Raw genomic sequence first — 17,529 nt, 5'->3', positions numbered from 1 at the left:
CCACACAGCGTCCGCCTGCCGTCACTGAAGGGAATGATGCCGGTCCTGGGGCCCGCGCGCGACGACGTGACGGGACGCGGCGCGGCTGACCTCAGGTCCCACCCGGTACTGTCGGCGGCGATGCACAAGACCCTGATCGTCACCAACGACTTCCCGCCCCGTCCCGGCGGCATCCAGGCCTTCCTGCACAACATGGCCCTGCGCCTGGACCCGGCGAGCATCGTCGTCTACGCCTCCACCTGGAAGCGCGGCCGTGAGGGCGCCGAGGCCACCGCCCGGTTCGATGCCGAGCAGCCCTTTCCCGTCGTCCGTGACCGTACGACCATGCTGCTGCCCACCCCCCGGGTCACCCGGCGCGCGGCCTCGTTGCTGCGGGAGCACGGCTGCACCTCGGTGTGGTTCGGGGCGGCCGCGCCGCTGGGGCTGATGGCCCCGGCGCTGCGCCGGGCCGGCGCCCGCCGGCTGGTCGCCACCACCCATGGGCACGAGGCGGGATGGGCGCAGCTGCCCGCCGCGCGGCAGCTGCTGCGGCGCATCGGCGAGGGCACCGACACAATCACCTATCTGGGTGAGTACACGCGGTCGCGGATCGCCGCCGCGTTGACGGACGAGGCGGCGGCGCGCATGGTGCAACTGCCGCCGGGAGTGAACGAGAAGACCTTCCACCCCGGCTCGGGGGGCGCGGAGGTCCGCGCCCGGCTGGGGCTGGCCGACCGGCCGGTCGTGGTGTGCGTCTCGCGGCTCGTGCCGCGCAAGGGCCAGGACACCCTCATCGAGGCCATGCCACGGATCCTGGCGGCCGTCCCCGACGCGGTGCTGCTCATAGTCGGCGGCGGGCCCTACGCGGACGATCTGCGCAGGCTCGCCGAGAACACCGGTGTGGCGCACGCGGTCCGCTTCACCGGCCCCGTCCCCTGGGAGGAGCTGCCGGCCCACTTCGGCGCGGGCGACGTCTTCGCGATGCCCTGCCGTACGCGCCGGGGCGGGCTGGACGTCGAAGGGCTCGGCATCGTCTATCTGGAGGCGTCCGCGACGGGGCTGCCGGTGGTCGCCGGCGACTCCGGCGGTGCGCCGGACGCGGTGCTGGAGGGCGAGACCGGCTACGTGGTGCGGGGCGGCTCGGCCGACGAGGCCGCCGACCGCGTCGTGACGCTGCTGAAGGACCCGGAGCTGCGGCGCCGCATGGGCGAGCGCGGCCGGGAGTGGGTCGAGGAGCGGTGGCGATGGGACCTGCTGGCCGAGCGGCTGAAGCACCTGCTGTAGAGACGTGTAAGGGGCTCGCGCCAAGGCGCGAGCCCCTTACCTGTGGTTCTCGTCCATGGCGTCAGCCGTGGTAGATGGCCTCGATCTCGTCGGCGAAGTCCTTCGCGACGACGTTCCGCTTGAGCTTCAGCGACGGGGTCACATGGCCGGACGCCTCGGTGAACTGCGTGGGCAGCACACGGAACTTGCGGACCGACTCGGCCTTGGAGACGGCGGCGTTGCCGTCGTCGACGGCCTTCTGCACGGCCGCCAGGAGGTCGGCGTCGTCGGCGAGTTCGGCGGCCGTCAGGCCCGCGGTCTTGCCGTTCTGCTCCAGCCAGCGCGGCAGGAAGTCCTCGTCCAGGGTGATCAGCGCGCCGATGAACGGCCGGCCGTCGCCGACGACCATGCACTCGGCGACCAGCGCGTGGGCGCGGACGCGGTCCTCGATCACGGCGGGGGCGACGTTCTTGCCGCCGGCCGTGACGATGATCTCCTTCTTGCGACCGGTGATGCTCAGGTAGCCGTCCTCGTCGAGCGTGCCCAGGTCGCCGGTGTGGAACCAGCCGTCCGACAGGGCCTCGGCGGTGGCCGCCTCGTTGTTCCAGTAGCCGGTGAACAGGTGCTCGCCGTGCAGCAGCACCTCGCCGTCGTCGGCGATGCGCACCACCGAGCCGGGCAGCGGCTGGCCGACCGTGCCGATCCGCGGCCGGTCCCAGGGGTTGAAGGCGGTCGCCGCGCAGGACTCGGTCAGGCCGTAGCCCTCCAGGACCGTGAAGCCGATGCCGCGGTAGAAGTGGCCCAGCCGCTCGCCCAGCGGGGCGCCGCCGGAGATGGCGTGCGTGGCGCGGCCGCCGAGCACCGCCCGCAGCTTGCTGTAGACCAGCTTGTCGAAGAGCTTGTGCTTGAGCCGCAGGCCGAAGGACGGGCCCGAGGCCGTGTCCAGGGCGCGGCTGTAGGCGATGGCCGTCTCGGCCGCCTTGTCGAAGATCTTGCCCTTGCCGTCGGCCTGCGCCTTGGCCCGGGCGCCGTTGTAGACCTTCTCGAAGACGCGCGGTACGCCCAGGACCAGCGTCGGGCGGAAGCCCTGCAGGTCGTCCGTGAGGTTGCGGATGTCGCTGACCAGGCCCAGCCGGATGGGAGCCAGCACCGCCGCGACCTCCACCAGCCGGCCGAAGACGTGGGCCGCGGGCAGGAACAGCAGCACCGAGGAGTCGCCCGTGTCGAACAGCGGCTTGAGCCGCTCGACCGCGTTGCCGCACTCGGCGAAGAAGGCCCGGTGGGTGAGCACACAGCCCTTGGGGCGGCCGGTGGTGCCCGAGGTGTAGACGATGGTCGCGGGGGAGTCGGCGACGGCCAGGGCGCTGCGCTCGTCCACCGCCTCGTCGCTCAGCGGCTCGCCCGCCGCCCGCAGCCGCTCCACGGCGCCGCGGTCGATCTGCCAGATGTTCGCCAGCTCCGGGAGCCGGTCGCGCACGGACTCCACGGCGGCCTCGTGCGCCGGGGTCTCCACCACACAGGCGACGGCGCCGGAGTCGCCGAGGATCCACTGGATCTGCTCGGGCGAGCTGGTCTCGTAGATCGGCACGGTGACGCCGCCGGCGCTCCAGATGGCGAAGTCCAGCAGCGCCCACTCGTAGCGGGTCCGCGACAGCAGGCCGACGCGGTCGCCCGGTGCGATGCCGGCGGCCATCAGCCCCTTGGCCGCGGCCCGCACCTCCGCCAGGAAGCCGGCGGCGGTGACGTCCTCCCAGCGGCCGTCGACCTTGCGCCCTATGACGGCGACGTCGGGGTGGAGTGCGGCGTTCCGGCGGATGAGATCCGTCAGGTTTCCGTCGGCGGGGACCTCGTACAGGGCCGGAAGGCTGAACTCGCGCAAGACTGCTGCTCCTCGTCGGGCGCCGGCGCCGCCGCGTCTTCGGGGGGCGCTGCGTCGGCTGCGGTCCAAGATCAGGCGGGGGGAGTGGACTGCCCGGACGTTACCCACCAGTACCACTTTTCGAATAGAGGGTCGCGCCCAGATGTTCTATGCGTCACATGCCACCGGACTGCTCACCGCACCCTAGCCTCCCGGCTAGGTGACTCGGAAGTAACCGCAGGTCGGGGCCCTTCCGGAGGCCCCGAGGCAGCACCTAGGGTGATCCGTATGCGAGTCCACGTGGTCAGCGACGTACACGGCAACGCCGAGGGTCTGGCGCGGGCGGGGGACGGCGCCGACGCCCTGGTCTGCCTCGGCGACCTCGTCCTCTTCCTCGACTACGCCGACCACTCGCGCGGCATCTTCCCCGAGCTGTTCGGCGTCGAGGCCGCCGACCGCATCGTCGAGCTGCGCACCGCCCGCCGCTTCGAGGAGGCCCGGGCGCTCTCCCGCGCCCTGTGGGACGGCATCGACCGCACCGCCGCCGTCGAGGCCGCCGTCCGCAAGCAGTACGCCGAGCTCTTCGCCGCCTTCCCCACCCCCACCTACGCCACCTACGGCAACGTCGACATCCCACCGCTGTGGCCCGAGTACGCCCGCCCGGGCACCACCGTCCTCGACGGCGAGCGCGCCGAGATCGGCGGCCTCGTCTTCGGCTTCGTCGGCGGCGGCCTGCGCTCGCCCATGCGCACCCCCTACGAGATCGACGACGAGACCTACGCCGCCAAGCTCGCCGCCCTCGGCGAGGTCGACGTCCTGTGCTCGCACATCCCGCCCGACGTGCCGGAGCTCTGCTACGACACCGTCGCCCGCCGCTTCGAACGCGGCAGCTCCGCCCTGCTGGAGACCATCCGCGCCACCCGGCCCAAGTACGCCCTCTTCGGCCACGTCCACCAGCCGCTCGCCCGCCGGATGCGCATCGGCGCCACCGAGTGCGTCAACGTCGGCCACTTCGCCTCCACGGCCACACCCTGGGTGCTGGAGTGGTGACGCGCAGCGGGAGGTAGCCTTCACCGGCAGACCATGAAGAGGCCGCGCACCGGTACGGAGGAGCCACGCAGATGGCGGAACACACCAGCTCGAGCATCACGATCGAGGCGACGCCGGCCCAGGTGATGTCGGTGATCGCCGACTTCGACCGTTACCCGGAGTGGACGGGAGAGGTCAAGCAGGCCGAAGTGCTGGAGAAGGACGAGCAGGGCCGCGCCAAGAAGGTGCGCCTGGTGCTCGACGCGGGCGCCATCAAGGACGACCACACCCTCAACTACAGCTGGCCCGAGGCGGACGTCGTCCAGTGGTCCCTGGACAAGTCGGCGATGCTGCGCCAGCTCGACGGCTCCTACAGCCTGCGGCCCGTCGCCGGCGGCAAGCACACCGAGGTCACCTACCAGCTCACCGTCGACGTGAAGATCCCGATGCTCGGGATGATCAAGCGCAAGGCGGAGAAGGTCATCATCGACCGCGCCCTGTCGGGGCTCAAGAAGCGCGTCGAGGAGGGTGCCGGGTCCTGAGCCCGACACCCCCGCCGATGCACTGAACCACTGCCGGAGGCTCCACCTTGCGTACGGTCCTCGTCACCGGTCCCGGCGGCGCGGGCCGCACCACCGTGGCCGCGGCCACGGCGCTCGCCGCCACCCGCGCCGGGCGCCGTGTCCTGCTGCTCACCTGCGACCGCGGCCACGCCCCCGACACGGTGCTCGCCGCCGCCCTGCCCACGCGGGGCACCGACGACGGCGCCCCCTGGGCGCCGCCCGTCGAGGCGGCCCCCGGCCTGTGGGCCGCCCGCGTCGCCGCCGGCGAGCACTTCGGCGCCCTCGCCCGTGACCTCCAGGACCGCGGCACCTCCCTCCTCGACCTCCTCGGCGCCACCCCCCTGGACCCCGAGGAGCTCACCGAACTCCCCGGCGCCGAACCACTGGCGATCCTCGCCGCACTGCGCGCCGCCCACGCCGACGGGCGCTGGGACCTGCTCGTCGTCGACATGCCCCCCGCGCACGAGACCGTGCGGCTGCTCGCCCTCCCCGAACAGCTGCGCCGCTACCTGCGCCGCCTGCTGCCCCCCGAACGCCAGGCGGCCCGCGCCCTGCGCCCGATGCTGGCCCAGCTGGCCCGCGTCCCCATGCCCGCCCAGCTCCTCTACGACACCGTGGAGCGCTGGCAGCAGGAGCTCGCCGCCGTGCAGGAGGTGATAGAGGCGCCCGGCACGACCGTGCGCCTGGTCGCCGAACCCGGCGTGCTCGCCGCCGGGGCGCTGCGCACCGCACGCGCCGGCCTCGCCCTGCAGGGCTGCCGTATCGATTCGCTCGTGGCGAACCGGCTGCTGCCCCACGACTCCGCCGACCCCTGGCTCGCCGGCCTCGCCGACGAGCAGCGCACCGCCCACCGGGCGCTGTGCGAGGAGTTCCTCGCCGACGGCGTCACCGTGCGCGACGTGCCCCACCTGGGCCGCTCCCCGCGCGGCCCGGCCGACCTCGGCGAGCTGGCCGCACACGCCACGCTGCCCCGCGAGGACCGTGAGGTTCACGAGGGCCGTGAGGTTCACGAGACCAGTGGGGCCCATGAGGAGCAGGTGCCCGCCGAGCCCTGGACCGTCGAGGACCGCCTGGCCACCGACGGCATGCTCGTCTGGCGGCTGCCGCTGCCCGGCGCCGACCGCGACGGCCTCGGCCTCGTCCGCCGCGGCGACGAACTGATCGTCGGAGTCGGCCCGTTCCGCCGCGTCCTGCCCCTGCCGTCCGCGCTGCGCCGCTGCACCGTCTCCGGCGCCGGGCTGCGCGACGGGGCGCTCAGCGTGCGCTTCATACCCGACCCCGACCTGTGGCCAAGGACTACCTGAACGGCACTGCGCCGTTCAGGTAACGTCGAAGGAAAATCCAGCCCGCAGGAGCCCGTCATGACCGATCCCACCGAGCGCCCCGGCCCCGGCCAGGCGCCCGACCCCGACGCCTGGGAACGGGCCTGCGCCGAGGACCTCGCCGCCGAGAACGCCCGCCGCCGCGGCACGTCCGGCCAGGGCGGCGAGCCGGGCAGCGCCGCCGAGGAGCTGCGCAAGCTCGTCGACGCCGTCGCCGACAAGGTCTCCGCCTTCCAGCTGCCGCTGGCGGGCGCGGCCGCGCAGGGCGCCGTCCAGCAGCTCATCGCCCAGGCGAAGGCCGCCGTGGAACCGGTCATCGACCGCAACCCCGAGGTCTTCGACCACCTGGCCACCGCCGGCTCCGAGCTGATGGCCGCCTACCGCGCCGCCGTCCACGGCCAGGAGGCACGCTGGACGCGCGAGGAGCCGCCGCACGAGCCCCGCGAGCCCCGCAAGGGCGAGAAGGGCGAGAAGGGCGAGGGTGACAACGGCGGAAGCGAGCGCATCGACCTCGACTGACCCCCCGTAGCCGGAACGGCACGGGGCTGCCCCCACGCTCCGGTACGGTGGGTCGCGGCGGGGTTCGAGCGAAAAACTGAGGGACACATGGGACTCACCATCGGCGTCGACATCGGCGGCACGAAGATCGCGGCCGGCGTGGTCGACGAAGAGGGCTCGATCCTCGCGACGTGCAAGGTGCCGACCCCGGGGACTCCTGAGGGGGTCATCGACGCGATCGCGGACGCGGTGCGCACGGTCAGCGAGGGCTTCGAGGTCGAGGCCGTCGGCATCGGCGCCGCCGGCTACGTGGACGACAAGCGCGCCACCGTCCTGTTCGCCCCGAACATCAACTGGCGGCACGAGGCGCTCAAGGACAAGGTCGAGCAGCGCGTCGGCCTCCCGGTCGTCGTCGAGAACGACGCCAACGCCGCCGCCTGGGGCGAGTACCGCTTCGGCGCCGGCCAGGGCCACGACGACGTCATCTGCATCACCCTCGGCACCGGCCTCGGCGGCGGCATCATCATCGGCAACAAGCTGCGCCGCGGCCGCTTCGGCGTCGCCGCGGAGTTCGGCCACATCCGCGTCGTCCCCGACGGCCTGCTGTGCGGCTGCGGCAGCCAGGGCTGCTGGGAGCAGTACGCCTCCGGCCGCGCCCTGGTGCGCTACGCCAGGCAGCGCGCCCAGGCCACCCCGGAGAACGCCGAGATCCTGCTGGGCCTGGGCGACGGCACCCCCGAGGGCATCGAGGGCAAGCACATCAGCGACGCCGCCCGCCAGGGCGACCCGGTGGCGATCGACTCCTTCCGCGAGCTGGCCCGCTGGGCCGGCGCCGGCCTGGCCGACCTCGCCTCGCTCTTCGACCCCTCGGCGTTCATCGTCGGCGGCGGCGTCTCGGACGAGGGCGACCTGGTCCTGGACCCGATCCGCAAGTCCTTCCGCCGCTGGCTGGTCGGCGGCCAGTGGCGCCCCCACGCCCAGGTGCTCGCGGCGCAGCTGGGCGGCAAGGCCGGCCTGGTCGGCGCGGCCGACCTGGCGCGTCAGGGGTAACCCCGCGGTCCGCCCCGGCGGACAGCCGTCGGACTCCACCGTCTCCCAGCGCCCCCACGGCGGAAAGGGACAGCCCGTGTTGCACGATCTCCCCGCATCCCGGACGGACTCCGACGGCTGTGCCGTCGTCCGCGTGCTGAGCTACAACATCCGCTCCATGCGCGACGACACCGCCGCCCTGGCCCGGGTCGTCCGGGCCTGCGCGCCCGACGTCCTGTGCGTCCAGGAGGCGCCGCGCTTCTTCCGCTGGCGCAAGGCGGCGGCCCGCCTGGCCCGCGCGACGGACCTGGTCTACACCACGGGCGGCGCCACCGCCTCCGGGCCGATGATCCTCACCTCGCTCCGCGCCCACGTCGAGCGCGCGGAGGACGTCCTGCTGCCCCGTACCCCGGGGCTGCACCAGCGCGGCTTCGCGACGGCCGTGCTGCGCTTCGGCCGGGCCCGCCTCGGCGTCCTCAGCTGCCACCTGAGCATCCGCGACGGCGAGCGGTACGCACAGGGGCACCTGCTCCTGGACCGGCTGGCCGCCCTGGACGCTCCGCACGCCGTGGCGGCCGGCGACCTCAACGACCGGCCCGACGGGCGGACGTTCGGTCTGCTGGCGGGCGCGCTGCAGGACGGCTGGGCCACCCGGCCGTGGGGCCGTGAGCACACGACGCGCCTGGGCGACCCCGAGCAGCGCATCGACGCGGTCTTCGCGACCAAGGGCGTCGAGGTGCTGGGTTGCGGGGTGCCCATGGGACTGCCGGGGGTCGCCGAAGCGGACCTCAGGGCGGCCTCGGACCACTTGCCGGTGCTGGCGGCGGTGCGGGTGCCGGCTGCCTGACCGGGGCTGCGCCTACACCACCGCGCCGCGTCCCGGGTCGTCGTCTTCCTCGTCGTCGCCGTCCTTCATCCGGAGCACCAGCGTCGCGAAGCCGCCCAGGAACCCGCCCACCCCCAGCGTGGTGACCCACCACGTCAGCTCCTGGCGCAGCAGCACCATGACGAGCAGCAGCAGCGGCCCACCGAGCACCGCGATCCACGCGAAGCGCGAGGTGACGTCGCCGGTCGGCAGTGGCGGCGGCTCCGGCGGTACGAAGTGGCCCTCGTCCGGGGCGTCCTCCTCGTCGGCGTCCTCGGAGGCGCTCCAGTCGCGCGGGCCGACGCCCGGCGCGTAGACGATGAAGCTGCCCGGCCGCGCGGGCTTAGAGGGAGTGGCGGGCTCAGAGGGAGGGGAGGAGGCGGCGTCCGGCTCCTCGGGGGTTTCCCCGGCGGGCCCGGTCCCGGGCTCAGGGGCGCCGGCGGACTTCGGGGAGGGCTCGGGGGCGTCGGGGCCCTCCGCCCCGGCCGGTGACCGGGGGGTGTCCGCTATGTCGCCGGAGGCGGGCCAGCGGCCCTTGTCGGGGTCCGGCTGCTCGCCGTAGGCGGCGACCAGTTCGGCCCACGCCCGGTCCTCGTCCAGCGGGTCGCGGCTCTCGTCGCGGTCGCGGTCCGCGTCGTGCTCAGCCACGGGAGGCCGTCCCCTGCTGGTCGGCGGTGCTCTCCTCGCCCGTGCCGGCGGAGAGACGGCGGATGAACCCGTACGTCTCCTCGAAGATCCACTGGGCGTCGTGGTCCAGCGTCGCCACGTGATAGCTGCGCTCCAGCAGCCGCTCGGTGACGTCCCGGGACGAGACCCGGGCCAGGATGCGCGCCGAGTCGGCCGGGGGCACCACATGGTCCTCGGGGCTGTGCATGAGCAGCAACGGCTGGGTCACCTGAGGCAGTTCGCCATCGAGCATCCGCAGGAAGCGCCGGAAGGAGTGCGCGGCGTGCAGCGGCACCCGGTCGTAGCCGGTCTCCGTCATGCCGGGCTTGGCGATGTCGCTGGCGATGCCCTTGGTCGTACGGACCAGATGGCGCACCACCGGAAGCGCCCGGGCGGCCAGGCCGTGCATCTTGTTGGCGGGGTTGACCAGGACGATCCCGGAGACCGCGTCGCCGTGCCGGGCGGCCAGCCGCAGCGTCAGGGCGCCGCCCATCGACAGACCGCACACGAAGACCCGCGAGCACCGTTCGCGCAGCGACCACAGCTCGCGGTCGACCTCGGCGTACCAGTCCTGCCAGCCGGTGATCGCCATGTCCTGCCAGTGCGTGCCGTGCCCCGGCAGCAGCGGCAGGGAGACGCTCAGCCCCCGTTCCGCGAGATAATCGGCCCAGGGGCGGACGGACTGCGGGGAACCGGTGAAGCCGTGACACACGAGGACGCCGACCTCTCCGCCGTCATGGCGGAACGGCTCGGCTCCGGGGAGGAGCGGCACCGGAATCTCCGATCAAGGGAGCGGGACAACAGGAAAGAGAGGGTCTGGCCCTCAGCCTACGCGGAGCGCCGCACGGCGGGTAGGCAGGTTAAGGTCTCCTCGTCACTACAGGAGGTTCTCGGTTGTTCTACGGCGCAATGAAGCTGTCCATCGGCGGGTCGCTGAAGCTTGCCTTCCGGCCGTGGGTGGAGGGTCTGGAGAACATCCCGGCCGAGGGGCCCGCGATCCTGGCGAGCAACCACCTGTCCTTCTCGGACTCCTTCTTCCTGCCCGCGGTCCTCGACCGCAAGGTCACCTTCATCGCGAAGCAGGAATACTTCACCTCCCCCGGGGTCAAGGGGAAGCTGACGGCCGCCTTCTTCAAGGGCGTCGGCCAGCTCCCGGTCGACCGCTCGGGCGCGCGCGGTGCCGGCGAGGCCGCGATCAAGAGCGGCATCGAGGTGCTGGAGCGCGGTGAGCTCTTCGGTATCTACCCCGAGGGGACCCGTTCCCCGGACGGCCGCCTCTACCGCGGCAAGCCCGGCGGGCTGGCCCGGGTGGCGCTGGCCACCGGAGCCCCCGTGATCCCGGTAGCCATGATCGACACGGAGAAGGTGCAGCCGCCGGGGAAGGTCCTGCCGAAGATGATCCGGCCGGGCATCCGGATCGGAAAGCCGCTGGACTTCAGCCGCTACCACGGCATGGACGGCGACCGCTTCATCCTCCGCTCGGTGACCGACGAGGTCATGTACGAGATCATGAAGCTCTCCGGCCAGGAGTACGTCGACATCTACGCGACGGCCGCCAAGCGGCAGATCGCGGAGGAGGCGAAGCAGAAGGCCGAGGAGGAGAAGGCGGCCAAGGCCGCCGGACTCGACAAGGCCGGCAAGACGGAGCAGAAGGCGGATCGCAAGCCCGGGGCGTAGGTCGCCCGGCTTGGGGGGTTGGGGCAGGGATGACACAGCGCACCGGTGGGCGTCAGCGTGGCGTGCGGATGTCGGTGGAGCTGCCGCTGTGGCGCGCCCTGACCGGCTACCGCGTCCTGACGCTCGGCTACGCGCTCACGCTCTTCTTCCTGAGCTACCACGAGTACGCCCACCCGACGGGCGCCGCGCTCTACATGGGCGTACTCACCCTGTGGATGCTGCTGACCTGGAACCGGGTCACGTCCGCCGAGCGGTGCACCAGGCCGTTCCTGATCGCCGACCTGACGATCGCGCTCGCCGGAATCCTGCTCACCCCCTTCATCGACACCGCCGAGCGCATCGACGCAGGCGCGGCCACCCTGCCGTCCATCTGGACCGGCGGGGCCGTCCTGGGCCTGGCCATCAAGGGCGGCTGGCGCTGGGCGGCGGCCGGCTCCACCATCGTGGCGGTCGCCAACCTGGTCGAGCGCGGCAGCCCGGCCCGCGACACGGTCCACAACGTGGTCCTGGTGTGGGTCTCCAGCATCGCGATCGGCTACATCGTCGAGGTCGCCCGGGCCAGTGAGCGCACGCTCGCCCGCGCCCTGCAGATCGAGGCGGCCACGCGCGAGCGCGAGCGGCTGGCCCGCGACATCCACGACAGCGTCCTGCAGGTCCTGGCCATGGTGCAGCGCCGGGGCGCGCAGATCGGCGGCGAGGCCGCCGAGCTGGGCCGGATGGCCGGCGAGCAGGAGATCGCCCTGCGCAGCCTGGTGGCCGGCGGGCTGCTGCCCCCGCAGCGCTCCGCCGCCCAGCTCGCCGAGGACGCGGAGCTGGTACGGGCCGTCCGGCCCGCCCCCGCACCGCCGGCCGGCCCCTGTGACGTACGGGCGCTCATCGCCCCGCACGCGACAGCCGCCGTCACCGTCTCGGCGCCGGGCACGCCCGTCCTGCTGGAGGCGGCCGCGGCGGCGGAGCTGGCGGCCGCCGTCGGCGCCGCACTGGACAATGTCGCCCGGCACGCCGGCGAGGGCGCGCGGGCCTGGATCCTGCTCGAGGACGAGCCGGACGCGGTGATCGTCACCGTGCGGGACGACGGCCCCGGCATCCCCGAGGGCCGGCTGGCGGACGCGGAGCGCGAGGGACGCATGGGCGTCGCCCTGTCCATCCGCGGCCGGCTGCGGGACCTGGGCGGGACCGCCGAGCTGGTGTCGGTGCCCGGGCAGGGCACCGAGGTAGAACTGAAGGTTCCACGGGGGAGCGAGGGCACATGACGAACACAGAGGCCATCCGGGTCATGGTGGTCGACGACCACCCGATGTGGCGGGACGCGGTCGCCCGCGACCTGGCGGGCGCCGGGTACGACGTGGTGGCCACGGCCGGCGACGGGCCGCAGGCGGTGCGCCGGGCCAAGGCGGCCCAGCCCGACGTCCTGGTCCTCGACCTCAACCTCCCCGGTCTGCCCGGCGTGGCCGTCTGCAAGGAGTTGGTGGCCGACCGCCCGGCGCTGCGCGTCCTGGTGCTCTCCGCCAGCGGCGAGCACGCGGACGTCCTGGAGGCCGTGAAGTCCGGCGCGACGGGCTACCTGCTGAAGTCCGCCAGCACCGAGGAACTGCTGGACGCCGTGCGCCGCACCGCGGCCGGCGATCCGGTCTTCACCCCGGGCCTGGCCGGACTGGTCCTCGGCGAGTACCGCCGCCTGGCCGCCGACCCCGCCCCCGCCGCCCCCGACGAACCCAAGGCCCCGCGGCTCACCGAGCGCGAGACGGAGGTCCTCCGGCTCGTCGCCAAGGGACTGTCCTACAAGCAGATCGCCGAACGGCTGGTTATTTCCCACCGCACGGTGCAGAACCATGTGCAGAACACCTTGGGCAAGCTCCAGCTGCACAACCGCGTGGAGCTCGTCCGCTACGCGATAGAGCGAGGTCTCGACGACGCCTGACCCTTCGCGGCCGGGCGTTCTCCCGGCGGAAGGAAAAGGTGTCTGTCATGCGGATCGGAGTGCTGACCGGCGGCGGCGACTGTCCCGGGCTCAACGCGGTCATCCGCGCGGTCGTCCGCAAGGGCGTCCAGGACCACGGCTACGACTTCATCGGCTTCAAGGACGGCTGGCGCGGACCGCTGCACGGCGCGGTGGCCGAGCTCGGCATCCCGGCGGTGCGCGGCATCCTGCCGCGCGGCGGGACGATCCTCGGCTCGTCCCGCACCAACCCCTTCAAGGAACCGGACGGCGTCCGCCGGATCACGGAGAGCCTCGCGAAGTACGAGGTGGACGCCCTGATCGCCATCGGCGGCGAGGACACCCTGGGGGTGGCCCGCCGGCTGCACGAGGAGTACGGCGTCCGCTGCGTCGGCGTGCCCAAGACCATCGACAACGACCTGTCCGCCACCGACTACACCTTCGGCTTCGACACCGCCGTCAACATCGCCACCGAGGCCATCGACCGGCTGCACACCACGGCCGAGTCGCACATGCGCGTCCTCGTCGTGGAGGTCATGGGCCGGCACGCCGGCTGGATCGCCCTCCACTCGGGCCTGGCGGGCGGCGCCAACGTCATCCTGATCCCCGAGCTGCGCTTCGACCTCGACGAGGTCTGCGGCTGGGTCACCTCCCGCTTCCGCGCCAGCTACGCCCCCATCGTCGTCGTCGCCGAGGGCGCCATGCCCCTGGACGGGGACCTGGTGCTCAAGGACTCCGCCGCGCTCGACTCCTTCGGCCACGTCCGGCTGTCCGGGGTGGGGGAGTGGCTGGCGAAGGAGATCGAGGGGCGTACGGGCAAGGAGGCCCGCACCACGGTGCTGGGCCACGTCCAGCGCGGCGGCACCCCGAGCGCCTTCGACCGGTGGCTCGCCACCCGGTTCGGGCTGCACGCCATCGACGCGGTGCGGGACGGGGACTTCGGCACCATGGTGGCCCTGCGGGGCACGGACGTGGTCCGTGTCCCGCTGGCGGAGGCCACCGCCCGCCTGAAGACGGTGCCGGCCGCGCTGTACGAGGAGGCGAAGGTCTTCTTCGGCTGACCGCGCCTCCGGCGCGGGATTTCGCCCACCCGCCCGCCCGATCACCCGGAACGTCATGACGGTTCCGAGCAACGGGCGGGTGGGTGGGAGACGCCCGCCGCGCAGCGGCGGGTCAGACGAGGACGGCAGTCAGCAGCTCCGCGACGATCGCCGACCCGTTCAACGTCAGCACCGACTCCGGGTGGAACTGCACGCCCGCGAAACTGCGCCCCCGCAGCGCGTGCACGTCCCCCGTGCCGGGGTCCCGGCACAGCTCGGCCCCGGCCACCGCGTCCGCATCGCACCGCGCCGTGAACGTGTTGTAGAACCCCACCGTCTCCTCGCGCCCGAAGAAGTCGATCCGTTCCTGCGCGCCCTGGAACGGCACCGCCTTGCGGACGATCTCCAGGCCCAGTTCCGCCGCGATCAGCTCATGGCCCAGGCAGACCCCCAGCAGGCCGTGCCGGTGCCGGTGCAGCAGGTCCGCCGTCAGCCCGCGCAGCAGCCGCATCTTCGGATCGGCCGTCCGCGCGGGATCGCCCGGGCCGGGCCCCAGCACCACGGGCCCCTCGTGGGCCAGCGCGGCGTCCCGGAGCCCCGGCTCGTCGTAGCGCCGCACCGTCACCGTCAGCCCCGCCGTGCGCAGCAGGTGGGCGAGCATCGCCGTGAAGGTGTCCTCGCCGTCGACGACGAGCGCGTGTCCGCTCAGCGCGGCGGCAGAGCCCTCGGTCTGCATCCGCAGCCAGAAAGGGGCCAGATCCGCGCGACGGGCGTCCAGCGCGGCCCGTACCCGGGCGTCGTCGGCGAGCCGTACGGGCGGGGCCGCCGTGGGGCGTAGCGGGCCCGGGCGGACCCCGAGGGCCGCGAGGACGCCCGCGGCCTTGGCGTGGGTCTCGGCGACCTCGCCGCGGGGGTCGGAGTGGCGCACGAGGGTGGCGCCGACGCCCACCCGCAGCCGGCCGCGCCGGTCGATGTCGGCCGTGCGGATGAGGATCGGGGAGTCGAGGGTCTGCGCGCCCGCCGCGTCCCGGCCGATGAGGGCCAGCGCACCCGCGTAGTAGCCACGGCCCCGTGGCTCGTGCCGCTCGATGACCCGGCAGGCGTTCTCGACCGGCGAGCCGGTGACCGTGGCCGCGAACATCGTCTCGCGGAGCACCTCGCGGACGTCCAGCGAGGAGCGTCCGCGCAGCTCGTACTCGGTGTGGGCGAGGTGCGCCATCTCCTTCAGGCGGGGGCCGACGACCACGCCGCCCATGTCGCCGACGGTGCACATCATCTTCAGCTCCTCGTCGACCACCATGGACAGCTCCTCCACCTCCTTGCGGTCGTGGAGGAAGGCGAGCAGGTCCTCGGCGGTGGGCCCCTGCGCCGGATAGCGGTAGGTGCCGCTGATGGGGTTCATCACCACCGTTCCGCCCGACATCCGCACATGCACCTCGGGGCTCGCGCCCACCAGCGTGCGGTTGGGGGCGTGCACCACGTAGGTCCAGTAGGCGCCGCGCTCGCCGCCGAGCAGGCGGCGGAAGAGGGAGAGCGCGTCGGCGGGGGTGAAGCCGTGGATCTCGCCCTCGAAGGTGCGGCGGATGACGAAGTTGGCGCCCTCGCCGGTGCCGATCTCGTCCTCGATGACCCGTTCGACGATCCGGGCGTACTCCTCGTCGGCCACGTCGAAGGCCCCGCCCTCCACCCGCACCTCGTGCGCGGGCAGTGCGGCGCGTACCGCGGCGAGGGGGAGCTCGTGGGACTCCTCGGGCCGCAGGACCAGCAAGGGGGTGCCGTCGTCGCGGACGTCGAAGCCGCGCTCGCGGATCTGGCGGAACGGGACGAGGGCCAGCGCGTCGTACGCCGGGCCGCCGTGGGCCGGCGGGCCGGCCGGCAGCGGGATGTCGCCCAGGCGCCCGGCCTCGGCCACGGGGCCCAGCAGCAGCTCCACGGTGTCGTGCGCGCGGCCCGGGGTACGGCGGTGGAGCAGGGCGAAGGGCGGGCAGCCGGCGGCGGTCAGCCGCGCGAGGAGGGCTGCGGTCTCTGCGGGATCCACGTTCATCTGGGGCGGTTCCTTCCTGGAGGACTTCGAGGAGAGGAACGGCCCCGGGGCCGGCGACCGTCAGGTGCGCCGAAGGCCGCCCCTCGGGGCGGCCTTCGCGATCGGTCGGGAGTACGCGCGATCAGTGGGCCGCCGGAGGAGCGGTCCACCACCAGTTCTGGTTCAGCGACGGAAGCACGTACATGGCGGGCACCCTACCCGACCTCCCCCGCGCAGGTCCCGGGTTTTCCCTAAAGCTGTCTCGCCCGATGTCTCAGATTCCGGTCCGGCCGCTGGCCACCCGCCACGACCCCGTAATGTTGAGGCGTGACCGTGAACGCTGAAATCCACGCCGGTGGCAACACCTGGCGCTCCCTGCCCGCGGCGCAGCAGCCTGACTGGCCGGACCAAGAGGCTCTGCGCGATGTGATCGCCGAGCTCGAGTCCTATCCGCCTCTCGTCTTCGCGGGCGAGTGCGACCAGCTGCGCCAGCGCCTGGGAGCCGTCGCCCGTGGTGAGGCGTTCCTGCTCCAGGGCGGCGACTGCGCCGAGGCATTCGACGCCGTCGGCGCCGACCAGATCCGTAACAAGCTCAAGACGCTGCTGCAGATGGGCGCGGTGCTGACCTACGCCGGGTCGGTGCCCGTCGTCAAGGTCGGCCGCATCGCCGGCCAGTACAGCAAGCCGCGCTCGAAGCCGACCGAGACCCGCGACGGCGTGACCCTGCCGACCTACCGCGGCGACTCCGTCAACGGCTTCGCCTTCACGCCCGAGGCCCGGACGCCGGACCCGCAGCGGCTGAAGCGGATGTACCAGGCGTCGGCCTCCACGCTGAACCTGGTGCGTGCCTTCACCACCGGTGGCTACGCGGACCTGCGCCAGGTGCACGCCTGGAACCAGGACTTCGTGCGGTCCTCGCCGTCGGGGCAGCGCTACGAGCAGCTGGCCCGCGAGATCGACCGGGCGATGAACTTCATGAACGCCTGCGGGGTGGACCCGGAGGAGTTCAAGACGGTCGAGTTCTACGCCTCCCACGAGGCGCTCGTGCTCGACTACGAGTCCGCGCTGACCCGTGTCGACTCGCGCACCGGCCGGCTCTACGACGTCTCGGGCCACATGGTCTGGATCGGCGAGCGCACCCGGCAGCTGGACGGGGCGCACATCGAGTTCGCGTCGAAGATCCGTAACCCGATCGGCGTGAAGCTCGGGCCGACGACGACGCCCGAGGACGCGCTGACGCTCATCGAGCGGCTCGACCCCGACCGCGAGCCGGGCCGGCTGACGTTCATCACCCGCATGGGCGCGGACAAGATCCGCGACAAGCTCCCGACGCTGGTGGAGAAGGTCACGGCGTCCGGTGCGCAGGTGGTCTGGGTCTGCGACCCGATGCACGGCAACACCTTCGAGGCGGCCTCGGGCCACAAGACCCGCCGCTTCGACGACGTGCTGGACGAGGTCAAGGGCTTCTTCGAGGTCCACAAGAGCCTCGGCACCCACCCGGGCGGCATCCACGTCGAGCTGACCGGCGACGACGTCACGGAGTGCGTGGGCGGCGGCGACGAGATCTTCGTCGACGATCTGCACCAGCGCTACGAGACGGCGTGCGACCCCCGCCTCAACCGCAGCCAGTCCCTGGACCTGGCCTTCCTGGTCGCGGAGATGTACCGGGACCAGTAGGACCAGTAGCGAACTGCCAGTGACGCCCGTGGGGCCCGGATCTGTGATCCGGGCCCCACGGCGTTGTTTTTCGGCCGCCGGGCCGGGTAAGGTAAGGGTAA

General features: G+C 73.0%; 16 protein-coding genes. 12 read left to right on the top strand and 4 right to left on the bottom strand.

Annotation, left to right across the window (positions count from 1 at the left end):
- Positions 1-120 precede the first annotated feature (120 nt).
- On the top strand, positions 121-1,263 hold the full coding sequence (locus ABZ956_RS10375) for a glycosyltransferase family 4 protein (protein ID WP_361889928.1): 1,143 nt from the start codon (positions 121-123) through the stop codon (positions 1,261-1,263).
- Between the two features lie 61 nt (positions 1,264-1,324).
- Here ABZ956_RS10375 and ABZ956_RS10370 read toward each other — a convergent pair whose 3' ends face one another.
- Positions 1,325-3,121 (bottom strand): AMP-dependent synthetase/ligase, encoded by a 1,797-nt coding sequence (locus tag ABZ956_RS10370; protein ID WP_361889925.1) that lies wholly within the window; start codon positions 3,119-3,121, stop codon positions 1,325-1,327.
- A 267-nt stretch (positions 3,122-3,388) separates the two neighbouring features.
- On the opposite strand from ABZ956_RS10370, the gene ABZ956_RS10365 reads away from it, so the two are divergent.
- The 6 genes from ABZ956_RS10365 (at position 3,389) to ABZ956_RS10340 (ending at position 8,388) form a co-directional block, all read left to right on the top strand.
- The gene (locus tag ABZ956_RS10365; RefSeq protein ID WP_361889922.1) at positions 3,389-4,150 is read left to right on the top strand and encodes a metallophosphoesterase; all 762 of its coding nucleotides are present in this window, start codon (positions 3,389-3,391) and stop codon (positions 4,148-4,150) included.
- A gap of 71 nt (positions 4,151-4,221) precedes the next feature.
- A complete protein-coding gene (locus ABZ956_RS10360; RefSeq protein WP_361889919.1) occupies positions 4,222-4,671 on the top strand; it encodes an SRPBCC family protein in 450 nt (149 codons plus the stop codon).
- Positions 4,672-4,718: 47 nt separating this feature from the next.
- Positions 4,719-5,996: an ArsA-related P-loop ATPase gene (locus ABZ956_RS10355; protein ID WP_361889917.1), complete on the top strand. Its 1,278-nt coding sequence runs from the start codon at positions 4,719-4,721 to the stop codon at positions 5,994-5,996.
- Between the two features lie 57 nt (positions 5,997-6,053).
- Positions 6,054-6,533, top strand: coding sequence for a DUF5304 domain-containing protein (locus tag ABZ956_RS10350; protein WP_361889914.1), 480 nt, complete (start codon positions 6,054-6,056; stop codon positions 6,531-6,533).
- A gap of 87 nt (positions 6,534-6,620) precedes the next feature.
- On the top strand, positions 6,621-7,562 hold the full coding sequence (locus tag ABZ956_RS10345; protein ID WP_361889912.1) for an ROK family glucokinase: 942 nt from the start codon (positions 6,621-6,623) through the stop codon (positions 7,560-7,562).
- Positions 7,563-7,638: 76 nt separating this feature from the next.
- Positions 7,639-8,388, top strand: a complete 750-nt coding sequence (locus tag ABZ956_RS10340) for an endonuclease/exonuclease/phosphatase family protein (protein ID WP_361889909.1) — start codon at positions 7,639-7,641, stop codon at positions 8,386-8,388.
- A 12-nt stretch (positions 8,389-8,400) separates the two neighbouring features.
- On the opposite strand, the gene ABZ956_RS10335 is transcribed toward ABZ956_RS10340, so the two are convergent.
- Both ABZ956_RS10335 and ABZ956_RS10330 read right to left on the bottom strand, forming a co-directional pair.
- Complete coding sequence (locus ABZ956_RS10335; protein ID WP_361889906.1) at positions 8,401-9,054, bottom strand: hypothetical protein; 654 nt, start codon at positions 9,052-9,054, stop codon at positions 8,401-8,403.
- The gene (locus tag ABZ956_RS10330; protein ID WP_361889903.1) at positions 9,047-9,844 is read right to left on the bottom strand and encodes an alpha/beta fold hydrolase; all 798 of its coding nucleotides are present in this window, start codon (positions 9,842-9,844) and stop codon (positions 9,047-9,049) included. The genes ABZ956_RS10335 and ABZ956_RS10330 overlap by 8 nt, the downstream gene beginning before the upstream one ends.
- 137 nt (positions 9,845-9,981) lie before the next feature.
- Between ABZ956_RS10330 and ABZ956_RS10325 the strand changes: the two genes are divergently transcribed.
- Genes ABZ956_RS10325 through ABZ956_RS10310 form a run of 4 tightly spaced genes read left to right on the top strand, consistent with a single transcriptional unit; the run spans position 9,982 to position 13,749 of the window.
- Complete coding sequence (locus ABZ956_RS10325; RefSeq protein ID WP_361890493.1) at positions 9,982-10,749, top strand: lysophospholipid acyltransferase family protein; 768 nt, start codon at positions 9,982-9,984, stop codon at positions 10,747-10,749.
- A 29-nt stretch (positions 10,750-10,778) separates the two neighbouring features.
- A complete protein-coding gene (locus ABZ956_RS10320) occupies positions 10,779-12,002 on the top strand; it encodes a DUF5931 domain-containing protein (RefSeq protein WP_361889900.1) in 1,224 nt (407 codons plus the stop codon).
- Complete coding sequence (locus ABZ956_RS10315; protein ID WP_361889898.1) at positions 11,999-12,670, top strand: response regulator transcription factor; 672 nt, start codon at positions 11,999-12,001, stop codon at positions 12,668-12,670. The genes ABZ956_RS10320 and ABZ956_RS10315 overlap by 4 nt, the downstream gene beginning before the upstream one ends.
- Before the next feature lie 47 nt (positions 12,671-12,717).
- The gene (locus ABZ956_RS10310; RefSeq protein WP_361889895.1) at positions 12,718-13,749 is read left to right on the top strand and encodes a 6-phosphofructokinase; all 1,032 of its coding nucleotides are present in this window, start codon (positions 12,718-12,720) and stop codon (positions 13,747-13,749) included.
- 112 nt (positions 13,750-13,861) lie between these two features.
- Here ABZ956_RS10310 and ABZ956_RS10305 read toward each other — a convergent pair whose 3' ends face one another.
- Positions 13,862-15,772 carry an anthranilate synthase family protein gene (locus ABZ956_RS10305; RefSeq protein ID WP_361889892.1) on the bottom strand — a complete coding sequence of 637 codons (1,911 nt, stop codon included), beginning with the start codon at positions 15,770-15,772 and terminating at the stop codon, positions 13,862-13,864.
- Positions 15,773-16,078: 306 nt separating this feature from the next.
- Between ABZ956_RS10305 and ABZ956_RS10300 the strand changes: the two genes are divergently transcribed.
- Positions 16,079-17,428, top strand: a complete 1,350-nt coding sequence (locus ABZ956_RS10300) for a class II 3-deoxy-7-phosphoheptulonate synthase (RefSeq protein ID WP_361889890.1) — start codon at positions 16,079-16,081, stop codon at positions 17,426-17,428.
- Positions 17,429-17,529 lie beyond the last annotated feature (101 nt).

Source organism: Streptomyces sp. NPDC046261, assembly GCF_040646235.1.
Classification (GTDB): Bacteria; Actinomycetota; Actinomycetes; order Streptomycetales; family Streptomycetaceae; genus Streptomyces.
Note: the sequence above shows the minus strand (reverse complement) of the source record. Positions and strands in the feature narration are given on the sequence as shown.